Genomic DNA, 21613 nt, shown 5'->3' with positions numbered 1-21613 from the left:
CCCCGCCGGGCCGGACGGGACTCCTTGACGAGGTGAGAGCCGTGCATGAACTGTCCATCGCCACCGCCGTGGTCGCCCAGGTGGAGGAGGCCGTCCGTACCAACGGCGGCGGTCACGTCACCTCGCTGCGGCTGAGGATCGGCGAGCTGGCCGGTGTGGTGCCGGAGGCGCTCCGGTTCTCCTTCGGGCTGGCGAGCGAGGGGACCGTACTCGCCGGGGCCCGGCTGGAGATGGAGACCGTCCCGGGCCGCGCTCGTTGTGGAGGCTGCGGCCGGGAGAGTGACACCGGCATGCCGCCGATGCTGTGGTGCGCCGAGTGCGCGCGCCCGCTCGGCGAACTGCTGTCGGGACGGGAGCTGGAGATCGCCGAGGTCGTCCTCACTGATCCCTCGGATGCGCCGAGCGCGGTCAGCGGTGACGATCGGGATACGCCCGAGGAGGCAACCCATGTGCCGAGTGGTTGATCTGCGCCAAGCCGTGCTGGCCAAGAACGATGCCGGCGCCGCGGAGTTGCGTGAGCATCTCGCCGCCCGTGGAACGGCGGAGGTGAATATGCTGTCCAGTCCGGGCAGCGGCAAGACGGCGCTGTTGGAGCTGCTGCTCGCCCGTGCCGTCGCCCGGGGCGTCGCCGTCGCCGCGGTGACCGCCGATCTGGCCACCGAGAACGACGCGCGGCGGCTCGCCCGCGCCGGGGCGCCGGTCAAGCAGGTGCTCACGGACGGACTGTGCCATCTGGAGGCCGGGATGCTCCGGGAACGTCTGGACGGCTGGCTGCCGCGGGACACCCGGGTGCTCTTCGTGGAGAACGTCGGCAACCTGGTCTGTCCCGCCTCCTACGACCTCGGGGAGAGCCTGCGGATCGTACTGGGCTCCGTCACCGAGGGCGAGGACAAGCCGCTCAAGTACCCGACGGCGTTCGGCCTGGCCCATCTCGTGGTCATCACCAAGACGGATATCGCCGAGGCGGTCGAGTTCGACGCGGCGACGTTCCACCGCAATGTGCGGCAGGTGAACCCCGGCGTGCCGGTGCTGGAGACCTCGGCGCGTACCGGCGCGGGGGTGGACGAACTGCTGGCCCTCATCCTCCGGGTCGCCGACGGGGCTCCCGTACACCGGCCCGTACTCGCGCACCAGCACGAACGATATCTGCACCACCATCACGGCGACGAGGACGGCCATACGCACAACGAGCACGAGAACGGGCACGTGCACGACGGGGACGGACGCGGACACGAGGCCGCGCACGGGGGCCGGCCTTCCCATGAACACCCCGCCGCGGCCTCCCTCCCGGTCGCCGGAGCGGCAGACACGCCATGAGCCGACCCGTCACCGACACCGACGCGGGTGCCGACACCGACGCGGGTGCCGACACCGACGCGGGTATCGGCACCGACACCCCCGTCGCTCCCCTCGAACGCCGCCGTGTCGTCGTACGCGGTGTCGTCCAGGGCGTCGGCTTCCGGCCGTTCGTATACGCGCTCGCCAGTGAACTGGGCCTGACGGGCTGGGTCACGAACAACGCGGACGGTGTGGAGACGGAGGTGGAGGGGGCGGGCCCCGATGTCACGGCGTTCTGTCAGCGGCTCGCCAGCGACGCTCCCCCGCTGGCCCTCGTCGAATCCGTCCAGCTCCGTACCGTACCGACGGCGGGGGGCAGCGGGTTCGCCATCCGTCCCTCGGCGGGCGGCGGCGGCCGTACCCTCGTCTCCCCCGACATCGCGACCTGTGACGACTGTCTGTCCGAACTGGTGGACCCGGGCGACCGCCGCTACCGCCATCCGTTCATCAGCTGCACCCACTGCGGCCCCCGGTTCACCATGGTGACCGGGCTCCCCTACGACCGGGCGCAGACCACCATGGCCGCGTTCCCGCTCTGCGCCGACTGCGCGCGCGAATACGCGGACCCCGCCGACCGGCGCTTTCACGCCCAGCCGGTCGCCTGCCATTCGTGCGGTCCCCGGCTCACCCTGATCACCCGGGGATCCACCGGCACGCCACCGACCGGTGAGGACGCGCTGGCCGGGGCGCGCCGGCTCCTGGCGGCGGGAGCGATCGTGGCGGTGAAGGGGCTCGGCGGCTATCACCTCGCCTGCGACGCCTCCGATCCCTCCGCCGTACAGACGCTGCGCACCCGCAAGAACCGTGGCGCGAAGCCGTTCGCGGTGATGGCCGGCTCGCTGGAGACGGTGGATCGTCTCGTCTTCACGAGCCCGCTGGAGCGCGATCTGCTGCTGGGCAGGCGCCGGCCCGTCGTCCTGCTGCGGCGCCGTGACAGCTCGGGGCCCGGGTCGCACGGCACGGCCCGAACCGGGTCACGGTCCTGGTCACTCGTCACGGACGGTGTCGCGCCCGGCAGTCCCGACCTCGGGGTGCTGTTGCCCTACACGCCCGTGCACCATCTGCTGCTGGGTCTGCCCGGCGATCCGGCGGGCCCGCCGGTGCTCGTGATGACCAGCGGCAACCGCTCCGGCGAACCCATCGTCACCGATGACGAGGAGGCGCTGATCCGGCTGGACGGCCTCGCGGACGCCTGGCTGACGCACGACCGGCCGGTGCGGGTGCCGTGCGACGACTCCGTGGTCCGGATCTGCGCGCGCCAGGAGCTTCCCGTACGGCGCTCCCGCGGCTACGCGCCGCTTCCGGTCACCCTGCCCGTCCCGGTGGAACCGGCACTCGCGGTCGGCGGGGACCTGAAGAACACCTTCTGTGTCGCGGAGGGCCGGTACGCGTGGCTGTCGGCCCATGTCGGCGACATGGACGACCTGGCGACGCTGACCGCCTTCGAGAGCGCGGTGGACCAGCTCTCGGAGCTGGCGTCGGTCACCCCTCGGGTACTCGTGGCGGACAGGCACCCCGGCTACCGCTCCGGCCAGTGGGCGGAGCGCCGCGCGGAGGGCCGCCCGGTGCGCCGCGTCCAGCACCATCACGCGCATGTGGCGTCCACGATGGCCGAACACGGTCTGGACGGCTCGACGCCGGTGATCGGTGTCGCCTTCGACGGCACCGGTTACGGCGACGACGGCGCCGTGTGGGGCGGCGAGGTGCTGATCGCGGACTACGACGGCTTCCGGCGGTTCGCGCATCTGGCGTATGTGCCGCTGCCCGGCGGCGACGCGGCCGTACGCAACCCGTACCGCATGGCGCTCTCCCATTTGCGGGCGGCGGGTCTGCCGTGGTCCGAGGAGCTGCCGTGTGTCGCCGCGTGCCCGCCCGCCGAACGGCGGCTGCTGGAGCGTCAGCTCGACCGGGGGATCAGCTGCGTACCCACCTCCAGCATGGGGCGGTTGTTCGACGCCGTCGCGTCGCTCGCCGGGGTGTGCCACCGCGTGGAGTACGAGGCCCAGGCGGCCATGGAGCTGGAGCACGCGGCGCTGACGGCGGCCGGGGACATACGGTCCTCCGGCTACCGGTTCGCTCTGCCCGCCGCTGCGAGGTCCGGGGACGCGCCGCTGCCTGCCGACCCCGCGCCGGTACTGGCCGCCGCAGTCGAGGACCTGCGGGCGGGCGCGGACGCGAGCACGGTGGCCGCCCGGTTCCATGGCGCGGTGGTATCGCTGGCGCACGAGGTGTGCCGGGCGGCCCGTGAGCGTACCGGCCTGACCACCGTCGCGCTGACCGGCGGGGTGTTCTGCAACGCCCTGCTGACCAGCGGCTGTGCGCAGCGTCTTGAGCGCGACGGATTCACCGTACTGCGGCACCGCACGGTGCCACCGAACGACGGCGGGCTGGCGCTCGGCCAGTTGATGATCGCCGCCCGGACGACGAACTGAGCCATCGGCCGGGTTTTGGGCCGATGGCCCGTTGACCACCGCTTGACGTGAAGGAGGAGCGATGTGCCTTGCCGTGCCCGGCAGAGTGCTGGAGATCGAGGAGCGCGAAGGAACCCGGATGGCCCAGGTCGACTTCGGCGGCGTCATCAAGGATGTCTGTCTGGAGTATGTGCCGGAGATGAAGGTCGGTGACTACGCGATCGTCCATGTCGGCTTCGCGCTCCAGCGGCTCGACGAGGAATCAGCGCGGCGGACGCTGCGGCTCTTCGAGAATCTGGGCGTTCTGGAGGAGGAGTTCGGCGATGCGTGGGGACGGGCCGCGCGGGAGGCGGGGGCCGAGCGTCCCGCCGGGGCTCCACCGTCCCCCGGGTCACCGGGGGCCGGCTCCGCGGTCCCCGATCCCCTCGGTCCGCGGCCCTGAACGCCGAGTGCCACGTGCTGAACCCCCATTCCTGAGCCCTGAGCCCTGAGCCCTGACGGAAGAGACCATGAGATGAAGTATCTTGACGAATTCAGCGATCCCGAACTGGCCCGGCGCCTCTTCGACGACATCCATGCCACCGCCACCCGCCCCTGGGCGCTGATGGAGGTCTGCGGCGGCCAGACCCACTCGATCATCCGCCATGGCATCGACCAGTTGCTCCCCGAGGGCATCGAACTCATCCACGGCCCCGGCTGCCCGGTCTGTGTGACCCCCCTGGACACCATCGACAAGGCGCTGGAGATCGCCTCCCGGCCCGATGTGATCTTCTGTTCGTTCGGCGACATGCTGCGGGTGCCCGGCAGTGGCCGCGATCTGTTCAAGGTCAAGAGCGAGGGCGGGGACGTACGGGTCGTGTACTCCCCGCTCGACGCGCTCAGGATCGCCCAGCGGAATCCGGACCGTCAGGTGGTCTTCTTCGGGATCGGGTTCGAGACCACGGCCCCGCCCAACGCCATGACGGTCTACCAGGCCAGGAAGCTCGGCGTCGCGAACTTCAGCCTGCTGGTCTCGCACGTCCGGGTGCCCCCGGCGATCGACGCCATCATGAACTCGCCCGACTGCCGGGTGCAGGCGTTTCTCGCCGCCGGTCACGTCTGCACGGTGATGGGGCTCGGTGAGTACCCCGAGCTCGCCGAGCGGCACCGCGTCCCCATCGTGGTGACCGGCTTCGAGCCGCTGGACATCCTGGAGGGCATCCGGCGCGCCGTACGCCAGCTGGAGGCCGGCGAGCACACCGTCGAGAACGCCTACCCACGCGCGGTCCAGGCGGAGGGCAGTCCGGCCGCGCGTGCCATGCTGGCCGATGTCTTCGAGGTCACCGACCGGGCCTGGCGCGGTATCGGGATGATCCCGGCCAGCGGCTGGCGGCTGTCCCCCGCGTACCGGCAGTACGACGCGGAGCACCGCTTCTCGGTGACGGGGATGCATACCGAGGAATCCACCGAGTGCCGCAGTGGTGAGGTGCTTCAGGGGCTGATCAAACCGCATGAGTGCGAGGCGTTCGGCACGACCTGCACCCCGCGCAATCCGCTCGGCGCGACGATGGTGTCGAGCGAGGGCGCCTGCGCCGCGTACTTCCTGTACCGCAGGCTGGCGACACCGGACGCGGCGGGCACCGCCGGTACGCGCGAAGAGGTGACTTCCCTTGGCTGAGACGACCGGGCTCCGGCTGAGCGAGGCGGACACCGTCCTGCCCGAAGCGCCGCCCGCCCCCGCCGACTTCTCCGGGTGGACCTGTCCCGCCCCGCTCCGTGACCACGCGAAGGTCGTCATGGGGCACGGTGGAGGCGGACAGCTCTCGGCCGAACTCGTCGAGCATCTCTTCGCGCCGGCGTTCGGCGGCGATGTCCTCGCGGAGCTGGGCGATGCCGCGACCGTCAGCCTCGGCGGAGCGCGTCTCGCCTTCTCCACCGACTCGTATGTCGTGCGTCCGCTGTTCTTTCCCGGCGGCGGCATCGGCGATCTCGCGGTCAACGGGACGGTCAACGACCTGGCCATGATGGGCGCCGTGCCCGCCTATCTGTCCTGCGGGTTCATTCTGGAGGAGGGGGTCGAACTCGCCACGGTCGGCCGGGTGGCCGAGGCGCTCGGAGCCGCCGCCAGGGCCGCGGGGGTGGTCATCGCCACGGGCGACACCAAGGTCGTGGACGCGGGACACGGCGACGGCATCTTCATCAACACGGCGGGCATCGGGCTGATCCCCGACGGGATCGACATCCGTCCACGGCGTGCCGCGCCCGGTGATGTGATCATCGTCAGCGGTCCGATCGGTGAGCACGGCGTGGCGATCATGAGCGTCCGGGAGGGTCTGGAGTTCGGGGTGGAGATCGTGAGCGACACGGCGCCGCTCGCCTCGCTCGTCCAGGCCATGCTGAACGTCTGCCGCGATCTGCACGTACTGCGGGATCCGACCCGCGGCGGGCTCGCGACCTCGCTCAACGAGATCGCGTCGGCGGCGGGGGTGGGCATCACCCTGCGGGAACGGGCCCTTCCGGTGCCGGACTCCGTCGCCAACGCGTGTGCCTTCCTGGGCCTCGATCCTCTGTATGTCGCCAACGAGGGCAAACTCGTGGCGTTCGTACCGCCGGCCCACGCCGACGAGGTGCTGGCGGCGATGCGAGCACATCCACGGGGCCGTGGGGCGGTGGCGATCGGCACGTGCACGACGGACCACCCCGGCATGGTCGTGGCGAGCACGGGTCTGGGCGGCACCCGGGTGGTGGACACGCCGCTGGGCGAGCAACTCCCCCGTATCTGCTGACGCGCGCCGCTGCCCGCACACGGCGGGACCGGGCAGCGGCGCGTGCGCCGACCGGCAGAACGTGTCGCGGCGCGCGCCGACCGTCAGAACTCCTCGTGGTGCTCCGGATCGCCACCGAGCCTGCGATGCGGACCGGCCGAGATCCTGGCCAGTTCACCGGCCGTCAGCTCGAACCCGAAGATGTCCAGATTCTCCCGCTGACGGCCGGGGTCCGCGGACTTCGGGATGGGTACGGCGCCGAGCTGGGTGTGCCAGCGCAGCACCACTTGCGCCGGGGTGACGCCGTGCTCTTCGGCGATCGCCGCGGTCTCCCGGTCCTTCAGCAGCCGGCTGCCTTGCCCGAGCGGACTCCAGCTCTCGGTACGGATCCCCTTGGCGGTGTGCCAGGCGCGCAGTTCCTCCTGGGGAAGGGCGGGATGCATCTCGATCTGGTTGACGGAGGGCAGGACACCGGTCTCCGCCTCCAGGCGCTCGATGTGCGCGGCGGTGAAGTTGGAGACCCCGATGGACCGGACGAGCCCGTCCTCCCGGAGCTTGATCATCGCCTTCCAGGAATCGACGTACTTGTCCACGCGCGGCAGCGGCCAGTGGATGAGATAGAGATCCACGTAGTCGAGGCCCAGCTCGGCGCGGGACTCCTCGAAGGACGCGAGGGTCTCCTCGTAACCGTGGTGCCGACCCGGCAGCTTGGTGGTGACGACGATGTCCTCGCGGGGCACCCCGGCGCGCGCGACACCCCGTCCAGTGCCGGTCTCGTTGCAGTAGTTCAGCGCGGTGTCGATCAGCCGGTAACCGAGCGCCAGCGCGCCGACGACGGCCTTCTCGCTCGCTTCGTCGTCGAGCGGATAGGTGCCGAGGCCGACAGCCGGCAGAGCGGTGCCGTCATTGAGCGTGTGCACCGGGGTCCTGATCACAGATCTCTCGCTTTCACTCGCGGGTCCCGGTCCGCCCGGCCTGGCACGGGGCGGGACGCCGGGCGCGACGGGCCGGGGTCGGCCGGTGAGACGGAGCGGGTCCCTGCGGCGGAGGAGTCCGCTCACGCGGTCGCCGCGAACGCGTTGACTCCGGTCAGCTCGGCCGAGAGCCGCCACAGGCGCTTCGCCTGGTCGGGGTCGGTCGCGTAGGCGCGTACGCCACCGGGCACCGAGACGTCCTCGGAGGCGGGCTCGGCGATGTCGCAGTCCTCGCAGTACACGCCGCCCGCGCCCGCCAGCTGGGGGGAGGTCGCCGCCCACACCTGGGTGGCGGCGCCCTGCTCCACGGTCTTGAACACGGGGTTCACCGCGTTTCCCGCCTCGTCGATCCAGCCGGCGGCGACCATTTCCGCCTTGGGGAGATGGCGCTGCAACGGGGTGAGGATGCCGCCGGGGTGCACCGAGAACGCCCGTACGCCGGAGTCCCGGCCGAGCGCGTCCAGTTCCAGGGCGAACAGCGCGTTGGCGGTCTTCGCCTGGCCGTAGGCCTGCCACTTGTCGTAGTCGTGCGCGAACCACATGTCGTCCCACCGGATGGGTGAATTGCGGTGGGCGGACGAGGAGAGGGAGATGACCCGGGCGCCGCCCGGGACGATCGCCGGCCAGAGCCTGTTCACCAGCGCGAAGTGACCGAGGTGGTTGGTCGCGAACTGCGCCTCCCAGCCGGGGCCGATCCGGGTCTCGGGGCAGGCCATGACCGCCGCGTTGTTGATGACGATGTCGATGGAGCGGTCCGAGGCGAGGAAGCGCTCGGCGAACCGGCGGACGCTGTCGAGATCGGCGAGGTCGAGTTCGTCGACCTCGACGCCGTCGATGCCGTCGAGCGCCTTCTCGGCGATCTCGCGTCGCCGGGCGGGCACCACGACATGGGCCCCGGCGCCGGTGAGGGCGCGGGTGGTCTCCAGGCCGAGGCCCGAGTATCCGCCGGTGACGACGGCGAGGTCGCCGCTGAGGTCGATGCCGCGCAGCACGTCCTGGGTGGTGCTGCGGGCTCCGAAACCGGATCCGATCGTGTGCTGTGGGGTTGTCATGACCGAAAGGCTACGAATTGGAGCGCACTCGAAGTCAAGAGCACCGGCCGGACCTCGTAAGGTTCACCCCGGCGACGGGTTTGTCCGGGAAGTCGGCGATGCCGGGATGCCCCCACGGGCCGTGGGCGCACCCGCCGGGGCGCCGATTCGCCGTGCTGCTGAGCGACTGTCGAATCCACCAGCGGGCAGTGGGGCGCGAACCGCCCACGATCGGGTCAGCGATACGTGAACGGGCCGGGTCAACTGCTAGGCAGGGACGTTCTTGTCCGTTCCGTAGCTCTGGAGTGATCCATGCCCATCGATGCCGTTCTCGCCCAGGAGCAGGACTCGCCCCTGGTCCCTCAGCTGATCCCGGAGCAGCCGGCCGAGGAAGGCGGTCCCGACGGCCCGGTCGACGAGCGCGATCTGACGTTCGACGGCTTCCGCTACACCTGCCGCATCGTCGATCACGGCACCGCGCTCACCGAGCCCCTTCTCGTGCTGGGCGGCTCGTCCCAGGACCGCCACTCCTGGGTACGGCACGAGAAGTGGCTCGCTCCGCTGGGCCAGGTGATCACCGTGGATCTGCCGGGGTACGGAACGGCCGACTTCCTGCCCGCGCACTACGGCGTCGACTTCCTCGCCGCGACCGTCCGCCATCTGCTCACCGCGCTCGACGTACCGCGCGTCAATCTGGTCGCGGCCTGCTACGGCGGCGCGGTCGGTCTGCGCTTCGCCCAGCACTATCCGGGGATGCTCGCCCGGCTGCTGCTGGTCGGGATGACCACCCGGATCCCGGCGGACTACGCGGCGGCGATGGAGCGCTGGTCCGTCATGATCGACCGTGGTGAGACGGAGACCATCGCCCGTGAGCTGGCCGACCGTTTCATGTCGCCGCCCGGCACGGGCCGGGTACGCAAGCACGCCGCCGTGTCCCGGCTGGTGTACCAGCAGATCGCCGGGCAGGACCCCGAACAGCTCAAGAAGTCCGCGGAGCACAACACCCGGCTGATGCGGCACGAGTGGTACCGGCCGGAGCCGGTACCCGCCGTGCCGAGCCTGGTGGTGACCGGTGAACACGACACGCTGTGCACGCCCGCCATGGGACGTGAGGTGGCCGCGCAGCTTCCCGAGGCGCGATTCCTGACCATCGACGAGACCGACCATCTGGCTCCGGTGGAGCGGATCGCGGACTTCGCCGACCTCATGGCGCGGTTCTGCACCGACCTGCCGCTCGACGAACTGCCGTACGCCAGCAGGCCGGAGACGCTGGGCACGGCCGTCGGAGCAACTGGAGCCGCGGGAGGGGCCGGAGGGGTCGGCGGGGCCGGAGGGGTCGGCGGAGCCGGAGCCACTGGAGCCGCCGGTCGCCGTGCGAGCGCCACGTCCTGAGCCCGATACCCCCGGCCGTTGGGGAGGGACCGAGATCGGGGTGCGGAGGCGCGGGTGGATCCGCCCCTCAGCGGGAGAGGGGCCGCTGGTCGGTCGCGTCGGCGATGCCCACGTCGAGGAGCGCGACCTTGTTCGTACCGAGATAGGTCAGCCGGTCCTTGTCGAAGACCCAGACGACGTCGTCGCCGTCCGTGTGGAAGGCGAGGCCGATTCCATACCGTCCCGCGGCGTCGATGGCGCCCTGTCTGACGACAACCCCGGGGATCTTGGCGGTCGCCCGGTACAGCGCCGCGTTCAGCTCGGGCCGGAGGGTCGACTGCGGGAGCATCTCGGCGATGGCCTCGAAGACCGCCTGGCCGGGGGTCGGGCCCTGCCCCTCGGTGTCCTTCTCGATCTTCTCCAGCAGGGCGTCCGGGTCGGTGGGAAGGGCCTCCAGCTCACGGTAAGTGGTCTTTTCGGGGTCCTTGCCGAGCACCATCCTCCCGTCAGGGCGACGGGAGTCCAGCGAAGGGCTTCCCGGTTCGAACACCTGCCGGGCGAGGCCGTTCCGCTCGCCGTCCACCGCGATCCAGTCCTCACGGATGAAGACGTCCGTGCCCTCGTCCGACACCGGCCACGAGCCCTTGATCCTCGTGTACACGTACTGCTCGTCGCGCACCGTCCTGGCCGGGCGCTCGGCGGCCACCAGGGCGATACGGTCCAGCAGCCGCACCGCTTCGTGGTGGTCGGCCGCGGAGCCGCGGAACACGCCCGTGAGGGTGGTCACCGTGGCCAGGGCGGCGACGAGCAGAGCGGGGGCGGCCACGAGGCCGGCCGGCCGATGCCGGGCAGAACGGTCCGGTCGTACGGGTGAGGGCTCGGGCGCGGATTCCCGGGTGATTTGTCGCAAGAAACGCTGCTTGAGGAGATTCCGCCGCTCGGCGGAGAGTTCCTCGCATTGTGGCGCCGGGGGGAGCGGAAAGGATTCCTCATGCCCGGCGTGGGACCGCCATCGCGAGAAGGAACTCATCAATTTCCTTCCTGTGCCGACGCGACCGCCGAAGTGCGGCTCTCTATGAACTGTCCGCGGGAGGAGGAGCGTTGCGTATCCTTTCTGCCGCTGTCGCGTCTGCCGCTTTCGCCTCTGCCGCTGTGGGCTCTGCTGTCCTTGGCTCCAAGGTGCTGGGCTCTGCTGCGGCGCAGTTCCGCTTCGGTGAGTTGCCGGAGCCGCCCGCGGGCGCGGGAGAGCCGGGAGCGTACGGTGCCGACGGCCACCCCAAGTGCCTTGGCGACGGCCGCGTGGTCGAGCCCTTCCCAGACACACAGGGCGAAAACCTCCCGCTCCGCACGCCGGAGCCCGCCCAACGCCACCTGCGCGGCGGCCAGTTCCTCGCTGTCGGCCAGCCGGGCGGCCAGACCTTCCGCGAAGTCCGGTACGGCTTCCGGTTCCGGGAGCCGGGCGAGCGCGAGGTCATGGCGTCTGGCTGTGCGGGCGCTGTTGCGCAGGACATTGGTGGCGATTCCGAGCAGCCAGGGACGCAGGCTCTCCCCCTCGGGGTGCACCCTTTCGCGCAGCCTCCACGCCTCCAGAAAGGTCAGCGACACGACATCCTCGGCGGTGGCCCAGTCACCGGTTACGCGCATGGCATAGCGATAGACGATTCCGGCGTAATCTTCGAATAGCCGCCCGAATTCGGCCGGGTCGCCGGCGCGTATGCGGGCGCGGGGCGAATGGTTCACATCTGTCTCTGTCCGATTCCGGTCCTGCGTTGCCATGATTCATGCCATACGCACATACGGACGTTTTCAGGCAGAGTGGGTGTCGGCCAGTTGAACAGTGAACGTCAAAAACGTGACGCCCCGTGAGGGCCGGAAGGCGGACACAACTCCGCGCTCCGGCCGCCACGGAGAACATCCGGGCAACCGGCACGGCCGTGGGCAGCACGCCCATGGGCCGCCGGACAGGATTCAGTTCGGTGGAAGCGCCACCGGCGCGGCGAACGCGCCGTTGTGGTGCACCAGCGCCTGCCCCTCGCCATGACCGCCGCCCGACTCGACCTCGCCGACCACCAGGACATGATCACCGATGCGTTGACGCAGTGTCACCCGGGCGCTGAGCCAGGCCGGAACGCCCTGAAGCAGTGGCAGTCCGTCATGGTCCGCCGTCCAGGGGACCCCCGCGAACCGGTCGATGCCGCTGCGCGCGAACTGCCGGGCGAGCGTGGTGTTCTCGGTGCCGAGCACATGGACGGCGAAGCGGTCGGCGCGCTGTACGGCGTCGAGCGTGGAGGCCGTGAGACCGAGGCAGAAGGAGACCAGCGCCGGTTCCAGCGAGACCGAGGTGAACGAGGTCGCGGTGAAGCCGGCCGGCCCTGGAACCGTGATCACGGTGACCCCGGCCGCGTGCCGCCGCAGCGTGCGGCGCAGTATCTCGTCGGTGGCCGCGCCGCGTTCCGCGGACATGGTCATGCCGCTTCCCTTCATCCGTATGGTCACAGGTCGCCCGTCTCGACGGTGGGGATCGGGCCCGGCCACGGACCGGGCGGTGCCGGCCGGGTCGAACAGCTCGGTCATCGGTGGCTGCCGAGCGCGTCAGCGGGCCGGGCGGACGACGCGACCGGCGAGGCCGCCGCGTTGGTCCCGCGGTGGGCGAGTTCCTGACGGACGAGCGGGATCAGCTCGCGCCCGTACTCGACCGCGTCGTCCAGCGGGTCGTACCCACGGATGAGCAGCGTGGTCGCACCGATGTCGACATAGTCGAGCAGCGCACGCGCGACGGTCTCCGGGGTACCGACAAGGGCCGTGGTGTTGCCACCCGCTCCGGTGGCGGTGGCTGTCGGCGTCCACAGCGCGCGGTCATGGAGGTCGCCCTTGGCCGCCGCGGCGAGCAGCCGCTGCGAACCGACGTTGGCGGGGCCGGCGTCGGCCGGACCGCTCTGCCCCTGGTGGTGGCGCGCCTGGTCGAAGAAGGGCCGTCCGGCACCGGACTTGATGGTGGCCAGGATGCGGTGCGCCCGCTCCCAGGCCAGGTCCTCGGTGGCGCCGAGAATCGGGCGGAAGGACACGCTGATACCCGGGGGTGCGGTGCGCCCGGCGGCGACGGCCGCCGCGCGCACGGACGCGATCTGCTCGGCGGTCTCGGCGAGCGGCTCACCCCACAGCGCGAAGGTGTCCGCGTGCTTGCCGCCCACCCGATAGGCGGCCTCGGAGGAGCCACCGAAGTAGAGCGGGATGCCCGACGGGTGGCAGGGCAGGACCTCGGACCCATACCCCTCGAAGCGGTAATGACGCCCCTCGTGGCTGAAGGGTTCGGCGGACGACCAGGCACGGCGCAGGATGGACAGATACTCGTCGGTGCGGTCGTAGCGCTCCTCCTTGTCCAGGTAGTCGCCGTCCCTGCGCTGCTCGGTGTCGTTGCCGCCGGTGATGGTGTGCACGGCGACGCGTCCACCACTGAACTGATCGAGCGTGGCGAAGGAACGGGCCGCGAGCGTCGGCGCGATGAAGCCGGGTCGGTGGGCGACGAGCAGACCGAGGCGCTCGGTCCTGGCGGCGACATAGGCGGCGACCTGCGCGCCGTCGGGCCTGCTTGAGCTGTAGCCGATGAGGATCCGGTCGAAGCCGGCGTCCTCGTGGGCGCGGGCGAACCGGTCCGTGTAATCACGGTCGATGACGGGCCCGCTGGGCGGCCTGGCCTCGGAGGCGTCCTGGGTTCCGATCATGCCGATGAACTCGACGCCGTGAGGGTTCGGGCCCTGGGGGGCGGCGGGGATCACCGGGGCGGAAGCCGCCACAGGAGCGGCGGGGGACTCGGGAGTGGCGGGGACCGTGGGGGCGAATGGTGCGGTCGGATCCGGCATGGGTTCAGTCGCCTTTCGATGCGGACCGGCGGTCGAGCGCGCGGGCGAGCGCCGCGCGGCCGGTGGTGAGCAGTACGGAGTCGTCCTGTGGTGTGTGCACCCGCGCGCACAGCACGTCGCGGTAGTGCCGCTGGAGCGGGTTGGCGCGGGTGAGGCCGTGATTGCCGGTGAGCGCGACGGCCTGTTCGACGGCCGTGATGGCGGCGCGGGTGCCGAGCACCTTGATGGCGCCGGCCTGCTCCGCGGCCTCCGGGTCGCCGTCGTCGATCCGCCCGGCCACCGCGTCGACCAGCGTGTTCGCCCCCAGGAGAGCGGCCTCGATCTCGCCGACCGCGCTCTGGAACCTGGGCAGGGTGGCCAGTGGCGCCCCGAGCGCGGTCGGGACCCGCTCGTGCAGAGAGCCGGTGAGCCAGTCCCTGGCCGCGCCCGCGATGCCCAGATAGAGGGCGGTCAGCCCGAGTGCGTTCCAGGCGCCGGTCTCCACGTCGGGCCGGGCGCCCGGGATATCGCCGGGTTCGTCGAGCGCGATGACATCGTCGACCGGTACGGGTACGGAGTCGAGGACGACATCGTCGCTTCGGCTGGCGCGCAGTCCGACATGGTCCCAGGTCGGTTCGATGGTCAGCCCCGGGCTGCCGGCGCGCACGATGAAGGTACCGACACGTACGGGGTCCTCGTCCGTCCGCGCGAAGACCAGCATGCGGCTGAGCCCGACGGCGCCGGTCGAGTAGATCTTCCGTCCGGTCAGCAGCCAGTCACCGCACTCGCGCCGGGCGGTGGTGGCGGGCAGTCCGCCGCGTACCGGGCTGCCCAACTGCGTCTCCACGCGCAGCGAGTTGACCAGGGCCACTCCGGTCGCCGCCTCGTCGAGCAGCGCGGCGTACGCGGTGGGCGGCCAGCCCGGGGTGCGGGCCTCCGCGGCATGCGTGAACAGCGTCATGGCGGTGACCAGCGCGACGGCCGGGTCCCCTGCCCCGAGCGCGCGCAGGATGCGAACGGTGTCGGCGAGTCCGGCCCCGGGTCCGGCGTGCCGGACCGCCACGGTGGCGGTGAGCAGCCCGGCCTCCCGGGCGAGAACGAACCCCTCGGCCGGGAAGGAGGCGTCGCGGTCGTGTTCGGCCGCACGGGCGGCGAGTGAGGTGGTGAGGGCGGGGAGCCGGCCGAGGTCCAGGGGCGGCAGCGCGCGAACTCGATGGTCGTGGGGTGGTTCCGCGTCCACGGGGGTGGCTCTCCTTCCGGGAGGCATCGCGGGGTGGGTCTCCCGCGTCGGTCAGCCGAGCAGGGCTCGCCAGCCGTCGGCGCGGTGGCAGGCCACGGCGTGGGACCGCCCGGCCCCCATGACGGCGGCGGGACGCGGCTCGTCCCGGCACTCCGGTCCCGCGAAGCGGCAGCGTGGCGCGAAGACACAGCCCTCGTCGTCCGGCCATGGCTCGCGCTCCGGCGCGGGCCTCAACTGGGCGGGCGGCAGCCGGTGTTCACCGCGTACGCTCGGCGCGGATGCGGTGAGCAGCGCGGTGTACGGATGCCGGGGACGCTCAAGTACCGCACCGATGGGGCCCTGTTCCACGAGACGTCCGCGAAAGAGGACGGCGACCCGGTCCGCGATCCCCGCCAGCGAGCTGAGGTCGTGGGAGATGACGACGACGGCGAGGCCCAGCTCACGGCGGAGTCGGTCGAGCAGGCCCAGTACGAGATTGCGGTTGGAGGCGTCCAGCGCGCTGACCGGCTCGTCGCTGAGCAGCAGGCGTGGCCGGGTGACGATGGCGCGGGCGAGTGAGACCCGTTGCCGCTGGCCGCCGGAGAGCTGCCCGGGGATACGCGATCCCAGCGCCTGCGCGTCCAGCCCCACCAGCGCCAGCGCCTCGTCGGCACGCTCGGCCCGTTCCCGGCGGGTGAGCGCGCCGACGGCGGCGAGTGGCTCAGCCACTGTCCGGCGTACCGTCAACTCCGGGTCCTGGGACCGTAGCGGGTCCTGGAACATGAACTGCACCCGTCCCGTACGCCGAAACTCCCGCAGCTCACGACGGGTGAGCCGGGCCAGATCGGTGCCCTCGAAGGCAATGCTGCCCGCCTCTGGCCGTACCAGAGCGACCGTGGCACGGGCCAGGGTGGTCTTGCCCGAGCCGGTCTCGCCGATGATCCCGAGGATCTCGCCCGTACGTACGGTGAGATCGACGCCGGAAAGCACCCGCGTGGTGCCGGCGCGCCGCAGCGCAGTGGCCCGGCGGCCGTACGACACGGTCAGTGTGCTGATTTCCAGCAGCGGTGCCCGATCTCCTGGTGACGCGGCCGGTTCTGCCTTCCGGGTGGTGAGGTCCCGGCCCAGGACGGTGGTCATGCGGAGGCTCCTTCCGACGTGGGTTCGGGTGTGGAGGCGGAAGCGGTGGCGGTGGCGGCAGTGGTGGCGGTGGCGGCAGTGGTGGCGGTGGCGGCAGTGGTGGCGGTGGCGGATGCTGTGGCATCCGCGGGAGATCCGTCGCCCCCGGGGCGCGTGGGCGGCGCTTCGTCCAGCAGTCCGGCGGGGCGCAGGCAACGGGCCCCGTGTCCGTCGTCCAGCGCGTAGCGGGCGATGGGCCCCTCGGTGCACCGGGCGGCGGCGTGGGCGCAGCGGTCGGCGAACCGGCAGCCGGGCAGTACGGCGCCGGTCTCCGGTGGCCGGCCGGGGATGATGTCCAGCTCACGGCGTCCCCACGCACCGATCGACGCGACCCGCAGCAGCGCCTCGGTGTACGGATGCGCGGGCGCGGCGAGCACCTCGGCGGTCGGACCGTCCTCGACGATCTCGCCCGCGTACATCACGAGGACGCGGTCGCAGCTCTCGGCGACCACGGCCAGGTCATGGGTGACGAGGAGCAGGGCGAGGCCCTGTTCGGCCCGCAGGCGCTGGAGGAGTTCGAGGATCTCCGCCTGGATGACCACATCGAGGGCGGTGGTGGCCTCGTCCGCGATGAGGAGTTCGGGTGCGCAGGACACGGCGACGGCGATCAGCACGCGCTGGAGCATCCCGCCCGACAGCTCGTGCGGATACTGGTGGAAGACCTCCTCGGGGCGGTGCAGTCCGACGGCGGCGAACAGCTCGACGGCTCGGCCGCGCCCGTCCGTACGGGAGAGCCCGCCTACCACCCGCAGTTGCTCGGCGAGCTGGCGTCCCACGGTGAGCGAGGGGTTGAGATAGGAGGCGGGGTCCTGGAACACGGCGCCGATCCTGCTGCCGCGCACCGCGTTCCACTGCTTACGGGTGAACGCGGTGAGATCGGCGGCCGGTTCGGTGCCGTTGGCGCCCAGGGTGATACGGCCGCCCGACACCGCGCATCCGGCGGGCAGCACACCGAGTGCGGACCGGCAGGTCAGGCTCTTCCCGCTGCCGGACTCCCCCACGAGCCCGACGGCTTCGCCACGCGTGAGGGTGAAGGACACGTCCCGGACGGCGTGCGCTCCGCCGGGGACGGTGACATCGAGCCCGTCGACGGTCAGTACGGGGTCGACCGGTCCTGACACCGCGACGGGCGGCGTGTCGTGGTCAGCCAGTGGTGACACGCTGCTCGACCTCCTCCGAGTGGCCATGGGTGGTACGGGGAGCGGGGCCCGCCGGGAAGGCGGCGGGGTCGGTCAACTCACCGGTCGATTCGTCGGTCGATGCGTCGGTCAACTCGCCCTCCCGCTGCGGGACTTGATGCGGTAGCGCGACCGGGACCGGAGCCGCCGCCCCCACCGACGGCACCGGAGCCGCTGTCCCGAGGGACGGGGCCCGGGCCGGCACCCGGGGATCGCCGGCCGCCGCGCCGCTGTCGCGTATCGCGTCCGCGAGAATGTTCAGAGCGCCGACCGTGATCATGATCGCGGCGCCCGGGATCAGCGGCGCCCAGGGCTGCTGCGCCAGATAACCCAGGTCGGACGCGAGCATCCCGCCCCAGGTCGGCGCGGGCGGCTGGACACCCAGCCCCAGGAAGGTCAGGGACGCGACCACCAGCAGCGCCTGTCCGACGGCCTGGGCCGTCGTGACGGCCACCGTGGGCAGGATCTTGCCCCAGACATGGGTGCGCAGGATCCACCAGCGGCTCGCGCCCATCAGCTCCGCCGCCTCGACGTACTGAGCCTGCTTCAGGCCCAGCACCGCCGCGCGCGTCACCCGGAAGTACAGCGGGGCGAAGAGCACGCCCAGCGCCAGCATCGCCTGGTGCATACCGTTGCCCAGCGCGCCGACCACGGCGATCGCGAAGACCGTGAACGGCATGATCATCAAGGTGTCCGCGGCTCGCTGCGCCGTCCATTCGACGGTCCTGCCGAGCCATACGGAGGCGATCCCGGGCACGATTCCGATCAGCATCGCCGCCCCGACGGCCTCCAGGGCGCCGACGATCGAACTTCCCGTGCCCGCCAGGAGCCTGCTGAGGACATCACGTCCCAGGTAGTCGGTCCCGAGCGGGTGCGCGGCGCTGGGTCCGTGCAGCATGTCCACCGGGTGCTGGGCCAGCGGATCGTGCGGGGCGAGGGCGCCGCCCGCGACCGCCAGCAGCCCGACGAGGGCCAGCACGGCCAGCGAGATCCGGGCCGAGGGCAGCCGCCAGGTGCGGCGAAGGGTTCTCATGACGCCCCGCCTTCCGCGGCGGCGCCACGGCCGCCGCCCGCGCCCCCGCGGGCCGCCGGGTTGAGCGCGCTGAGCGCCGCGTTGACACCGATGTTGGCGACGAGCACGACGGCGACGGTCACCAGCAGCGTTCCCTGGATGACGGGGATGTCGTGCTGCTCGGCGGACTGGAGCGACAACTGGGCGATTCCCGGCAGATTGAAGATCTTCTCGGTGACCACCGCGCCGCCCAGGATCACGGGCACGCTCACCCCGAGGACGGAGAGCGCGGGTCCCGCCGCGTTGCGCAGGACATGGCCGAACAGCACGCGCCGCGCCGAGAAACCACGCATCTCGGCGCCGGTCACATAGTTCTCGCGCAGGGCCCCGACGAGCGAGGTCCGCAGCTGCCGGGCGAGGGACGCGGCCGCGTCCAGGCTGAGGGCGAACGCGGGGAGCAGCGCGTACCGCAGCCACTCCCCCGGGCTCTGCCCGAGCGGTACGTACCCGCCGGTGGGCAGTGCGCCGAGCTGCACCGCGAAGACGACGATCAGCACGATCCCGATGAGGAAGGGCGGCAGTGTGGCGAGGACCGAGCAGACGAGCGTAACGGCCCGGTCGATCCGTCCGCCGCTGTTCAGCGCGGCGGCGATACCGGCCCCACCGCCGATCAGTACGGCGAGCAGCAGGGCAAGCCCCGCGATGGACAGATCCACCGGCAGCGCCTGCGCGACGCTGTCCGCGACGGGGACGCCGGTGAACCACGAGACCCCGAGATCGCCGGTGAGCGCGTGGCCGAGCCAGCTCAGATACTGCGCGTACAGCGGCCGGTCCAGGCCGAACCGCGCCTCCATACGGGCGATATCGGCCGGGGTCGCCTGGTCGCCGAGCACGGCCGCGGCCGGATTGGCGTCGGACAGGGCACCGAGGGCGAAGGTGAGGAGCGAGGCTCCTACGAAGACCGTGGCGGTGGTGAGGAGCAGCCGGCCGAGCGGCCGGGGCGCCCCGGCGAGCCGTCGGCGTACGGCGCCCCCGCGCGCGAGCCGCGCGGGGCGCGACGGCCCCGCCAGTACGGGCGCGGTCATGAGACGGTGACCCCCTCGAACCGCTGGACGACGGTGTACGCGGGGATCTCGGAGACCTTGGGATTGCGCGCCAGGATGCGCGGCGTGGTGTAGAGGAAGACATTCGGCATGGTCCGTACGGCGATCCCGGTGGCTTTTTGGAGAACGGCCGGATAGTCGGGCGCGTCCAGCGGCGTGCGGCGGACCTCGTCGAGCGCCTTCTCCAGCTCCGGCGAGGTGGTACGGCCCGGGTTCATCAGGCCCTCCTTGCCGAAGAGCACCTGGAAGCCCTGGGTGGCGGACTCGCGCCCGGCGAACTGGTCGACGTAGAGCGCCTTGCTCCGCTGGACATAGACGAGTTGGGTGGCGCGGGCCGCCGGGACGGTCTCGATCGTGGCGGTGATGCCGACCTTCTTCAGCTGAGCCTGGATCAGCTCCGGTACGCCCTCGGCGTTCTGGGCGGACAGCGTGATCTCCAGCCCATCGGCATGGCCCGCCTTCGCCAGCAGCTCCCGCGCCTTCTCGGGGTCGTACGGGTAGAGCTCGTCCAGGGCGTCGTCATGGCCCGCGTAGCCCTGGGGGAACGGCTGACGGGTGGCGTCGCCATGCCCGAAGGACGCGGTCCTGACCAGTTCCTCGCGGTCGATGGCGTACTTCAGCGCCAGGACCACATCGGGGTTGGTGTAGGGCTCCTTGCCGATATGGACATCGAGCACGGCCACCACCATGGAGGGGATGACCTGGACCTCCAGGCCCGCGGCCTTGGCCGCCTCCACCTGACGGCCGGGTATCTGCGCCACGTTGTACTGCCCCGAGGTGAGAGCGGCGACCACCGTCGACGGCTCGGGGAGCGGATAGAGCTCAAAGTTCTCGATCTTGACACGGCCGGCGTCCCAGTAGTCCGGGTTGCGGCGCAGCACGGCCTTCGAGTTCTGGACGTACGAGACCAGGGTGTACGGCCCGGAGCCGGCCGGCTCCGTGGCGAGGCTCGCGGCGTCGCTCTCGAAGACCTTCGGGTTGACGATCATCCCGGTCTTCCCGGCGAGGAGCAGCGGTATCTGGAAGTCGGGCTCGGTGAGCCGCAGTTCGACGGTGCGGGCGTCGACGGCCGTGATCCGCTCGACGCCGACGAGTTGCGAGGCGACCAGAGACTTCTCGTGGTCCCGGCCGCGTTCGAGGCTCTTCTTCACGGCGGTGGCGTCGATCGGGGTGCCATCGCTGAACTTCTGCCCCTGGCGGAGGGCGAAGGTGACGACGGTGCCCTCGGCGTTGTACTTCCATGAGGTGGCCAGGGCGGGAACGGCGTTCCCGGCCTGGTCGAGTGTGGTGAGCCCCGAGTAGACGAGGGAGAGGGAGTGCACGTCCCAGCCGGCGGAGGAGGTGACCGGATCCCAGGAAGTCGTCAGGTTCCAGCCCCATTTGAGGGTGGCACCCTGAGCGCCGGCCGACGAGGTGGTGCCGCCTGCGCAGGCGGTGAGGGCGAGTGCGGCGCCCGCGCCGAGCGAGAGTCCGAGGAACGACCGCCGTCCGAGGCCGGGGGCGGGGCCTGGATCGGTGCCGGGGCCGGAACCGGACGGCGGAGCGGACGGCGGTGCGGTGGCCGGGCGGTCCGCGCCGGCGGTGGTGGAAGGGGTGCGGAGGATCGGCATGGGTGCGCCACCTTTCTGGGCCGTACCGGTGCACTCGGGTACGCGGGCGGGGCCGTGGGACGCCTGGGCGAGGCCCCGGCGAAACGGGAGAGGAGCGGGCGGGACACGGGCGGAGGGCGGGGAGGGCCCGCGTCGGACAGAAACGGCCACCCGCAAGCGGCCGGGCAACGGACCATGGAGTCAGGGGAGTTGCGCGGCGCGCTGGTCGGCGCGGGCGGGCCGGGGGCGCGGTGGCGCACGAGCGGCGACGCCGTGCACCGCCGCGGCATCGGGGCGGGTACGGCGACTCGGGAGAGTCCGTTCTCGGAGCGAAGTGCCACCGGCCGGGCGCCGGACGAAAGAGTCCCGGACGAAAGAGTCCCGGACGAGGAAGGACGACGGGCCCGGCGGAGGAAACCGGCGTACGTCCCCGGCCCATCACGCGGTCGCGTGTCCCGGGGTTACCGGGGGGCGCCGCCGGGGAGCGGGGCAGGGCCGGGGTGCCGAGGGCCTCGGAAGGCCGGCCTCGACAGGTCGGTCAGCGACAGAGGGCGCTGGAGGTACGCAGGTAATCCACGTAGCGGCAGACCACGGCAGGATGCATCGAACGCATGCCCAGTATCCT

At 71.6% G+C, this 21613-nt stretch carries 18 protein-coding genes and 1 pseudogene; 7 read left to right on the top strand and 12 right to left on the bottom strand.

What is annotated here, in order from left to right:
• Window positions 1-41: 41 nt before the first annotated feature.
• The 6 genes from ABTZ59_RS19555 to hypE all read left to right on the top strand — a co-directional run bounded on the left by ABTZ59_RS19555 (window position 42) and on the right by hypE (window position 6514).
• Window positions 42-464 (top strand): hydrogenase maturation nickel metallochaperone HypA/HybF, encoded by a 423-nt coding sequence (locus tag ABTZ59_RS19555; protein ID WP_351403340.1) that lies wholly within the window; start codon window positions 42-44, stop codon window positions 462-464.
• Window positions 448-1317: a hydrogenase nickel incorporation protein HypB gene (gene hypB, locus ABTZ59_RS19550; protein WP_351403336.1), complete on the top strand. Its 870-nt coding sequence runs from the start codon at window positions 448-450 to the stop codon at window positions 1315-1317. Before ABTZ59_RS19555 ends, hypB begins: the two co-directional genes overlap by 17 nt.
• Complete coding sequence (gene hypF, locus ABTZ59_RS19545; RefSeq protein WP_351403331.1) at window positions 1314-3770, top strand: carbamoyltransferase HypF; 2457 nt, start codon at window positions 1314-1316, stop codon at window positions 3768-3770. The genes hypB and hypF overlap by 4 nt, the downstream gene beginning before the upstream one ends.
• A gap of 61 nt (window positions 3771-3831) precedes the next feature.
• Complete coding sequence (locus ABTZ59_RS19540) at window positions 3832-4191, top strand: HypC/HybG/HupF family hydrogenase formation chaperone (RefSeq protein ID WP_351403323.1); 360 nt, start codon at window positions 3832-3834, stop codon at window positions 4189-4191.
• A 72-nt stretch (window positions 4192-4263) separates the two neighbouring features.
• Window positions 4264-5406 (top strand): hydrogenase formation protein HypD, encoded by a 1143-nt coding sequence (hypD, locus tag ABTZ59_RS19535; RefSeq protein ID WP_351403318.1) that lies wholly within the window; start codon window positions 4264-4266, stop codon window positions 5404-5406.
• Between the two features lie 118 nt (window positions 5407-5524).
• The gene (gene hypE, locus ABTZ59_RS19530) at window positions 5525-6514 is read left to right on the top strand and encodes a hydrogenase expression/formation protein HypE (protein WP_351403833.1); all 990 of its coding nucleotides are present in this window, start codon (window positions 5525-5527) and stop codon (window positions 6512-6514) included.
• Window positions 6515-6597: 83 nt separating this feature from the next.
• On the opposite strand, the gene ABTZ59_RS19525 is transcribed toward hypE, so the two are convergent.
• Both ABTZ59_RS19525 and ABTZ59_RS19520 read right to left on the bottom strand, forming a co-directional pair.
• A complete protein-coding gene (locus tag ABTZ59_RS19525) occupies window positions 6598-7428 on the bottom strand; it encodes an aldo/keto reductase (protein ID WP_351403312.1) in 831 nt (276 codons plus the stop codon).
• Between the two features lie 122 nt (window positions 7429-7550).
• Entirely contained in the window at window positions 7551-8519 is a 969-nt protein-coding gene (locus ABTZ59_RS19520) for an SDR family NAD(P)-dependent oxidoreductase (RefSeq protein ID WP_351403307.1), read from the bottom strand.
• A gap of 291 nt (window positions 8520-8810) precedes the next feature.
• Between ABTZ59_RS19520 and ABTZ59_RS19515 the strand changes: the two genes are divergently transcribed.
• Window positions 8811-9890: an alpha/beta fold hydrolase gene (locus ABTZ59_RS19515; RefSeq protein WP_351403300.1), complete on the top strand. Its 1080-nt coding sequence runs from the start codon at window positions 8811-8813 to the stop codon at window positions 9888-9890.
• 67 nt (window positions 9891-9957) lie between these two features.
• On the opposite strand, the gene ABTZ59_RS19510 is transcribed toward ABTZ59_RS19515, so the two are convergent.
• The 10 genes and pseudogenes from ABTZ59_RS19510 to ABTZ59_RS19465 form a co-directional block, all read right to left on the bottom strand.
• On the bottom strand, window positions 9958-10899 hold the full coding sequence (locus ABTZ59_RS19510; protein WP_351403290.1) for a CU044_5270 family protein: 942 nt from the start codon (window positions 10897-10899) through the stop codon (window positions 9958-9960).
• On the bottom strand, window positions 10899-11645 hold the full coding sequence (locus ABTZ59_RS19505; RefSeq protein ID WP_503003155.1) for an RNA polymerase sigma factor: 747 nt from the start codon (window positions 11643-11645) through the stop codon (window positions 10899-10901). The genes ABTZ59_RS19510 and ABTZ59_RS19505 overlap by 1 nt, the downstream gene beginning before the upstream one ends.
• A gap of 192 nt (window positions 11646-11837) precedes the next feature.
• Window positions 11838-12338 carry a flavin reductase family protein gene (locus ABTZ59_RS19500; protein ID WP_351403285.1) on the bottom strand — a complete coding sequence of 167 codons (501 nt, stop codon included), beginning with the start codon at window positions 12336-12338 and terminating at the stop codon, window positions 11838-11840.
• Window positions 12339-12439: 101 nt separating this feature from the next.
• Window positions 12440-13591: an LLM class flavin-dependent oxidoreductase gene (locus tag ABTZ59_RS19495; protein WP_351403812.1), complete on the bottom strand. Its 1152-nt coding sequence runs from the start codon at window positions 13589-13591 to the stop codon at window positions 12440-12442.
• A 142-nt stretch (window positions 13592-13733) separates the two neighbouring features.
• Window positions 13734-14948: an acyl-CoA dehydrogenase family protein gene (locus ABTZ59_RS19490; protein WP_351403278.1), complete on the bottom strand. Its 1215-nt coding sequence runs from the start codon at window positions 14946-14948 to the stop codon at window positions 13734-13736.
• Between the two features lie 51 nt (window positions 14949-14999).
• On the bottom strand, window positions 15000-16067 hold the full coding sequence (locus tag ABTZ59_RS19485) for an ABC transporter ATP-binding protein (RefSeq protein ID WP_351403272.1): 1068 nt from the start codon (window positions 16065-16067) through the stop codon (window positions 15000-15002).
• Entirely contained in the window at window positions 16064-17266 is a 1203-nt protein-coding gene (locus ABTZ59_RS19480; RefSeq protein ID WP_503003152.1) for an ABC transporter ATP-binding protein, read from the bottom strand. Before ABTZ59_RS19480 ends, ABTZ59_RS19485 begins: the two co-directional genes overlap by 4 nt.
• Window positions 17267-17432: 166 nt before the next feature.
• Window positions 17433-18317: pseudogene (locus ABTZ59_RS19475) on the bottom strand (ABC transporter permease); the annotation flags it as partial.
• Window positions 18314-19381 carry an ABC transporter permease gene (locus tag ABTZ59_RS19470; RefSeq protein WP_351403252.1) on the bottom strand — a complete coding sequence of 356 codons (1068 nt, stop codon included), beginning with the start codon at window positions 19379-19381 and terminating at the stop codon, window positions 18314-18316. The pseudogene ABTZ59_RS19475 and the gene ABTZ59_RS19470, both read right to left, overlap by 4 nt.
• The gene (locus ABTZ59_RS19465; RefSeq protein WP_351403243.1) at window positions 19378-21009 is read right to left on the bottom strand and encodes an ABC transporter substrate-binding protein; all 1632 of its coding nucleotides are present in this window, start codon (window positions 21007-21009) and stop codon (window positions 19378-19380) included. The genes ABTZ59_RS19470 and ABTZ59_RS19465 overlap by 4 nt, the downstream gene beginning before the upstream one ends.
• Window positions 21010-21613 lie beyond the last annotated feature (604 nt).

It is taken from the genome of Streptomyces sp. NPDC094034 (assembly GCF_040303865.1).
In the GTDB taxonomy this organism is placed as follows: domain Bacteria; phylum Actinomycetota; class Actinomycetes; order Streptomycetales; family Streptomycetaceae; genus Streptomyces.
The sequence above is the reverse complement of the archived record's forward strand: the minus strand, read 5'-3'. Positions and strand labels throughout refer to the sequence as shown.

Bases quoted from the DNA above. Each gene is read 5' to 3' on its own strand.
- hypB (WP_351403336.1), top strand. From the start codon at position 448: ATGTGCCGAGTGGTTGATCTGCGCCAAGCCGTGCTGGCCAAGAACGAT.
- hypF (WP_351403331.1), top strand. From the start codon at position 1,314: ATGAGCCGACCCGTCACCGACACCGACGCGGGTGCCGACACCGACGCG.
- ABTZ59_RS19540 (WP_351403323.1), top strand. From the start codon at position 3,832: ATGTGCCTTGCCGTGCCCGGCAGAGTGCTGGAGATCGAGGAGCGCGAA.
- hypD (WP_351403318.1), top strand. From the start codon at position 4,264: ATGAAGTATCTTGACGAATTCAGCGATCCCGAACTGGCCCGGCGCCTC.
- hypE (WP_351403833.1), top strand. From the start codon at position 5,525: ATGGGGCACGGTGGAGGCGGACAGCTCTCGGCCGAACTCGTCGAGCAT.
- ABTZ59_RS19520 (WP_351403307.1), bottom strand. From the start codon at position 8,519: ATGACAACCCCACAGCACACGATCGGATCCGGTTTCGGAGCCCGCAGC.
- ABTZ59_RS19515 (WP_351403300.1), top strand. From the start codon at position 8,811: ATGCCCATCGATGCCGTTCTCGCCCAGGAGCAGGACTCGCCCCTGGTC.
- ABTZ59_RS19510 (WP_351403290.1), bottom strand. From the start codon at position 10,899: ATGAGTTCCTTCTCGCGATGGCGGTCCCACGCCGGGCATGAGGAATCC.
- ABTZ59_RS19505 (WP_503003155.1), bottom strand. From the start codon at position 11,645: ATGGCAACGCAGGACCGGAATCGGACAGAGACAGATGTGAACCATTCG.
- ABTZ59_RS19500 (WP_351403285.1), bottom strand. From the start codon at position 12,338: ATGACCATGTCCGCGGAACGCGGCGCGGCCACCGACGAGATACTGCGC.
- ABTZ59_RS19495 (WP_351403812.1), bottom strand. From the start codon at position 13,591: ATGATCGGAACCCAGGACGCCTCCGAGGCCAGGCCGCCCAGCGGGCCC.
- ABTZ59_RS19485 (WP_351403272.1), bottom strand. From the start codon at position 16,067: ATGACCACCGTCCTGGGCCGGGACCTCACCACCCGGAAGGCAGAACCG.
- ABTZ59_RS19470 (WP_351403252.1), bottom strand. From the start codon at position 19,381: ATGACCGCGCCCGTACTGGCGGGGCCGTCGCGCCCCGCGCGGCTCGCG.
- ABTZ59_RS19465 (WP_351403243.1), bottom strand. From the start codon at position 21,009: ATGCCGATCCTCCGCACCCCTTCCACCACCGCCGGCGCGGACCGCCCG.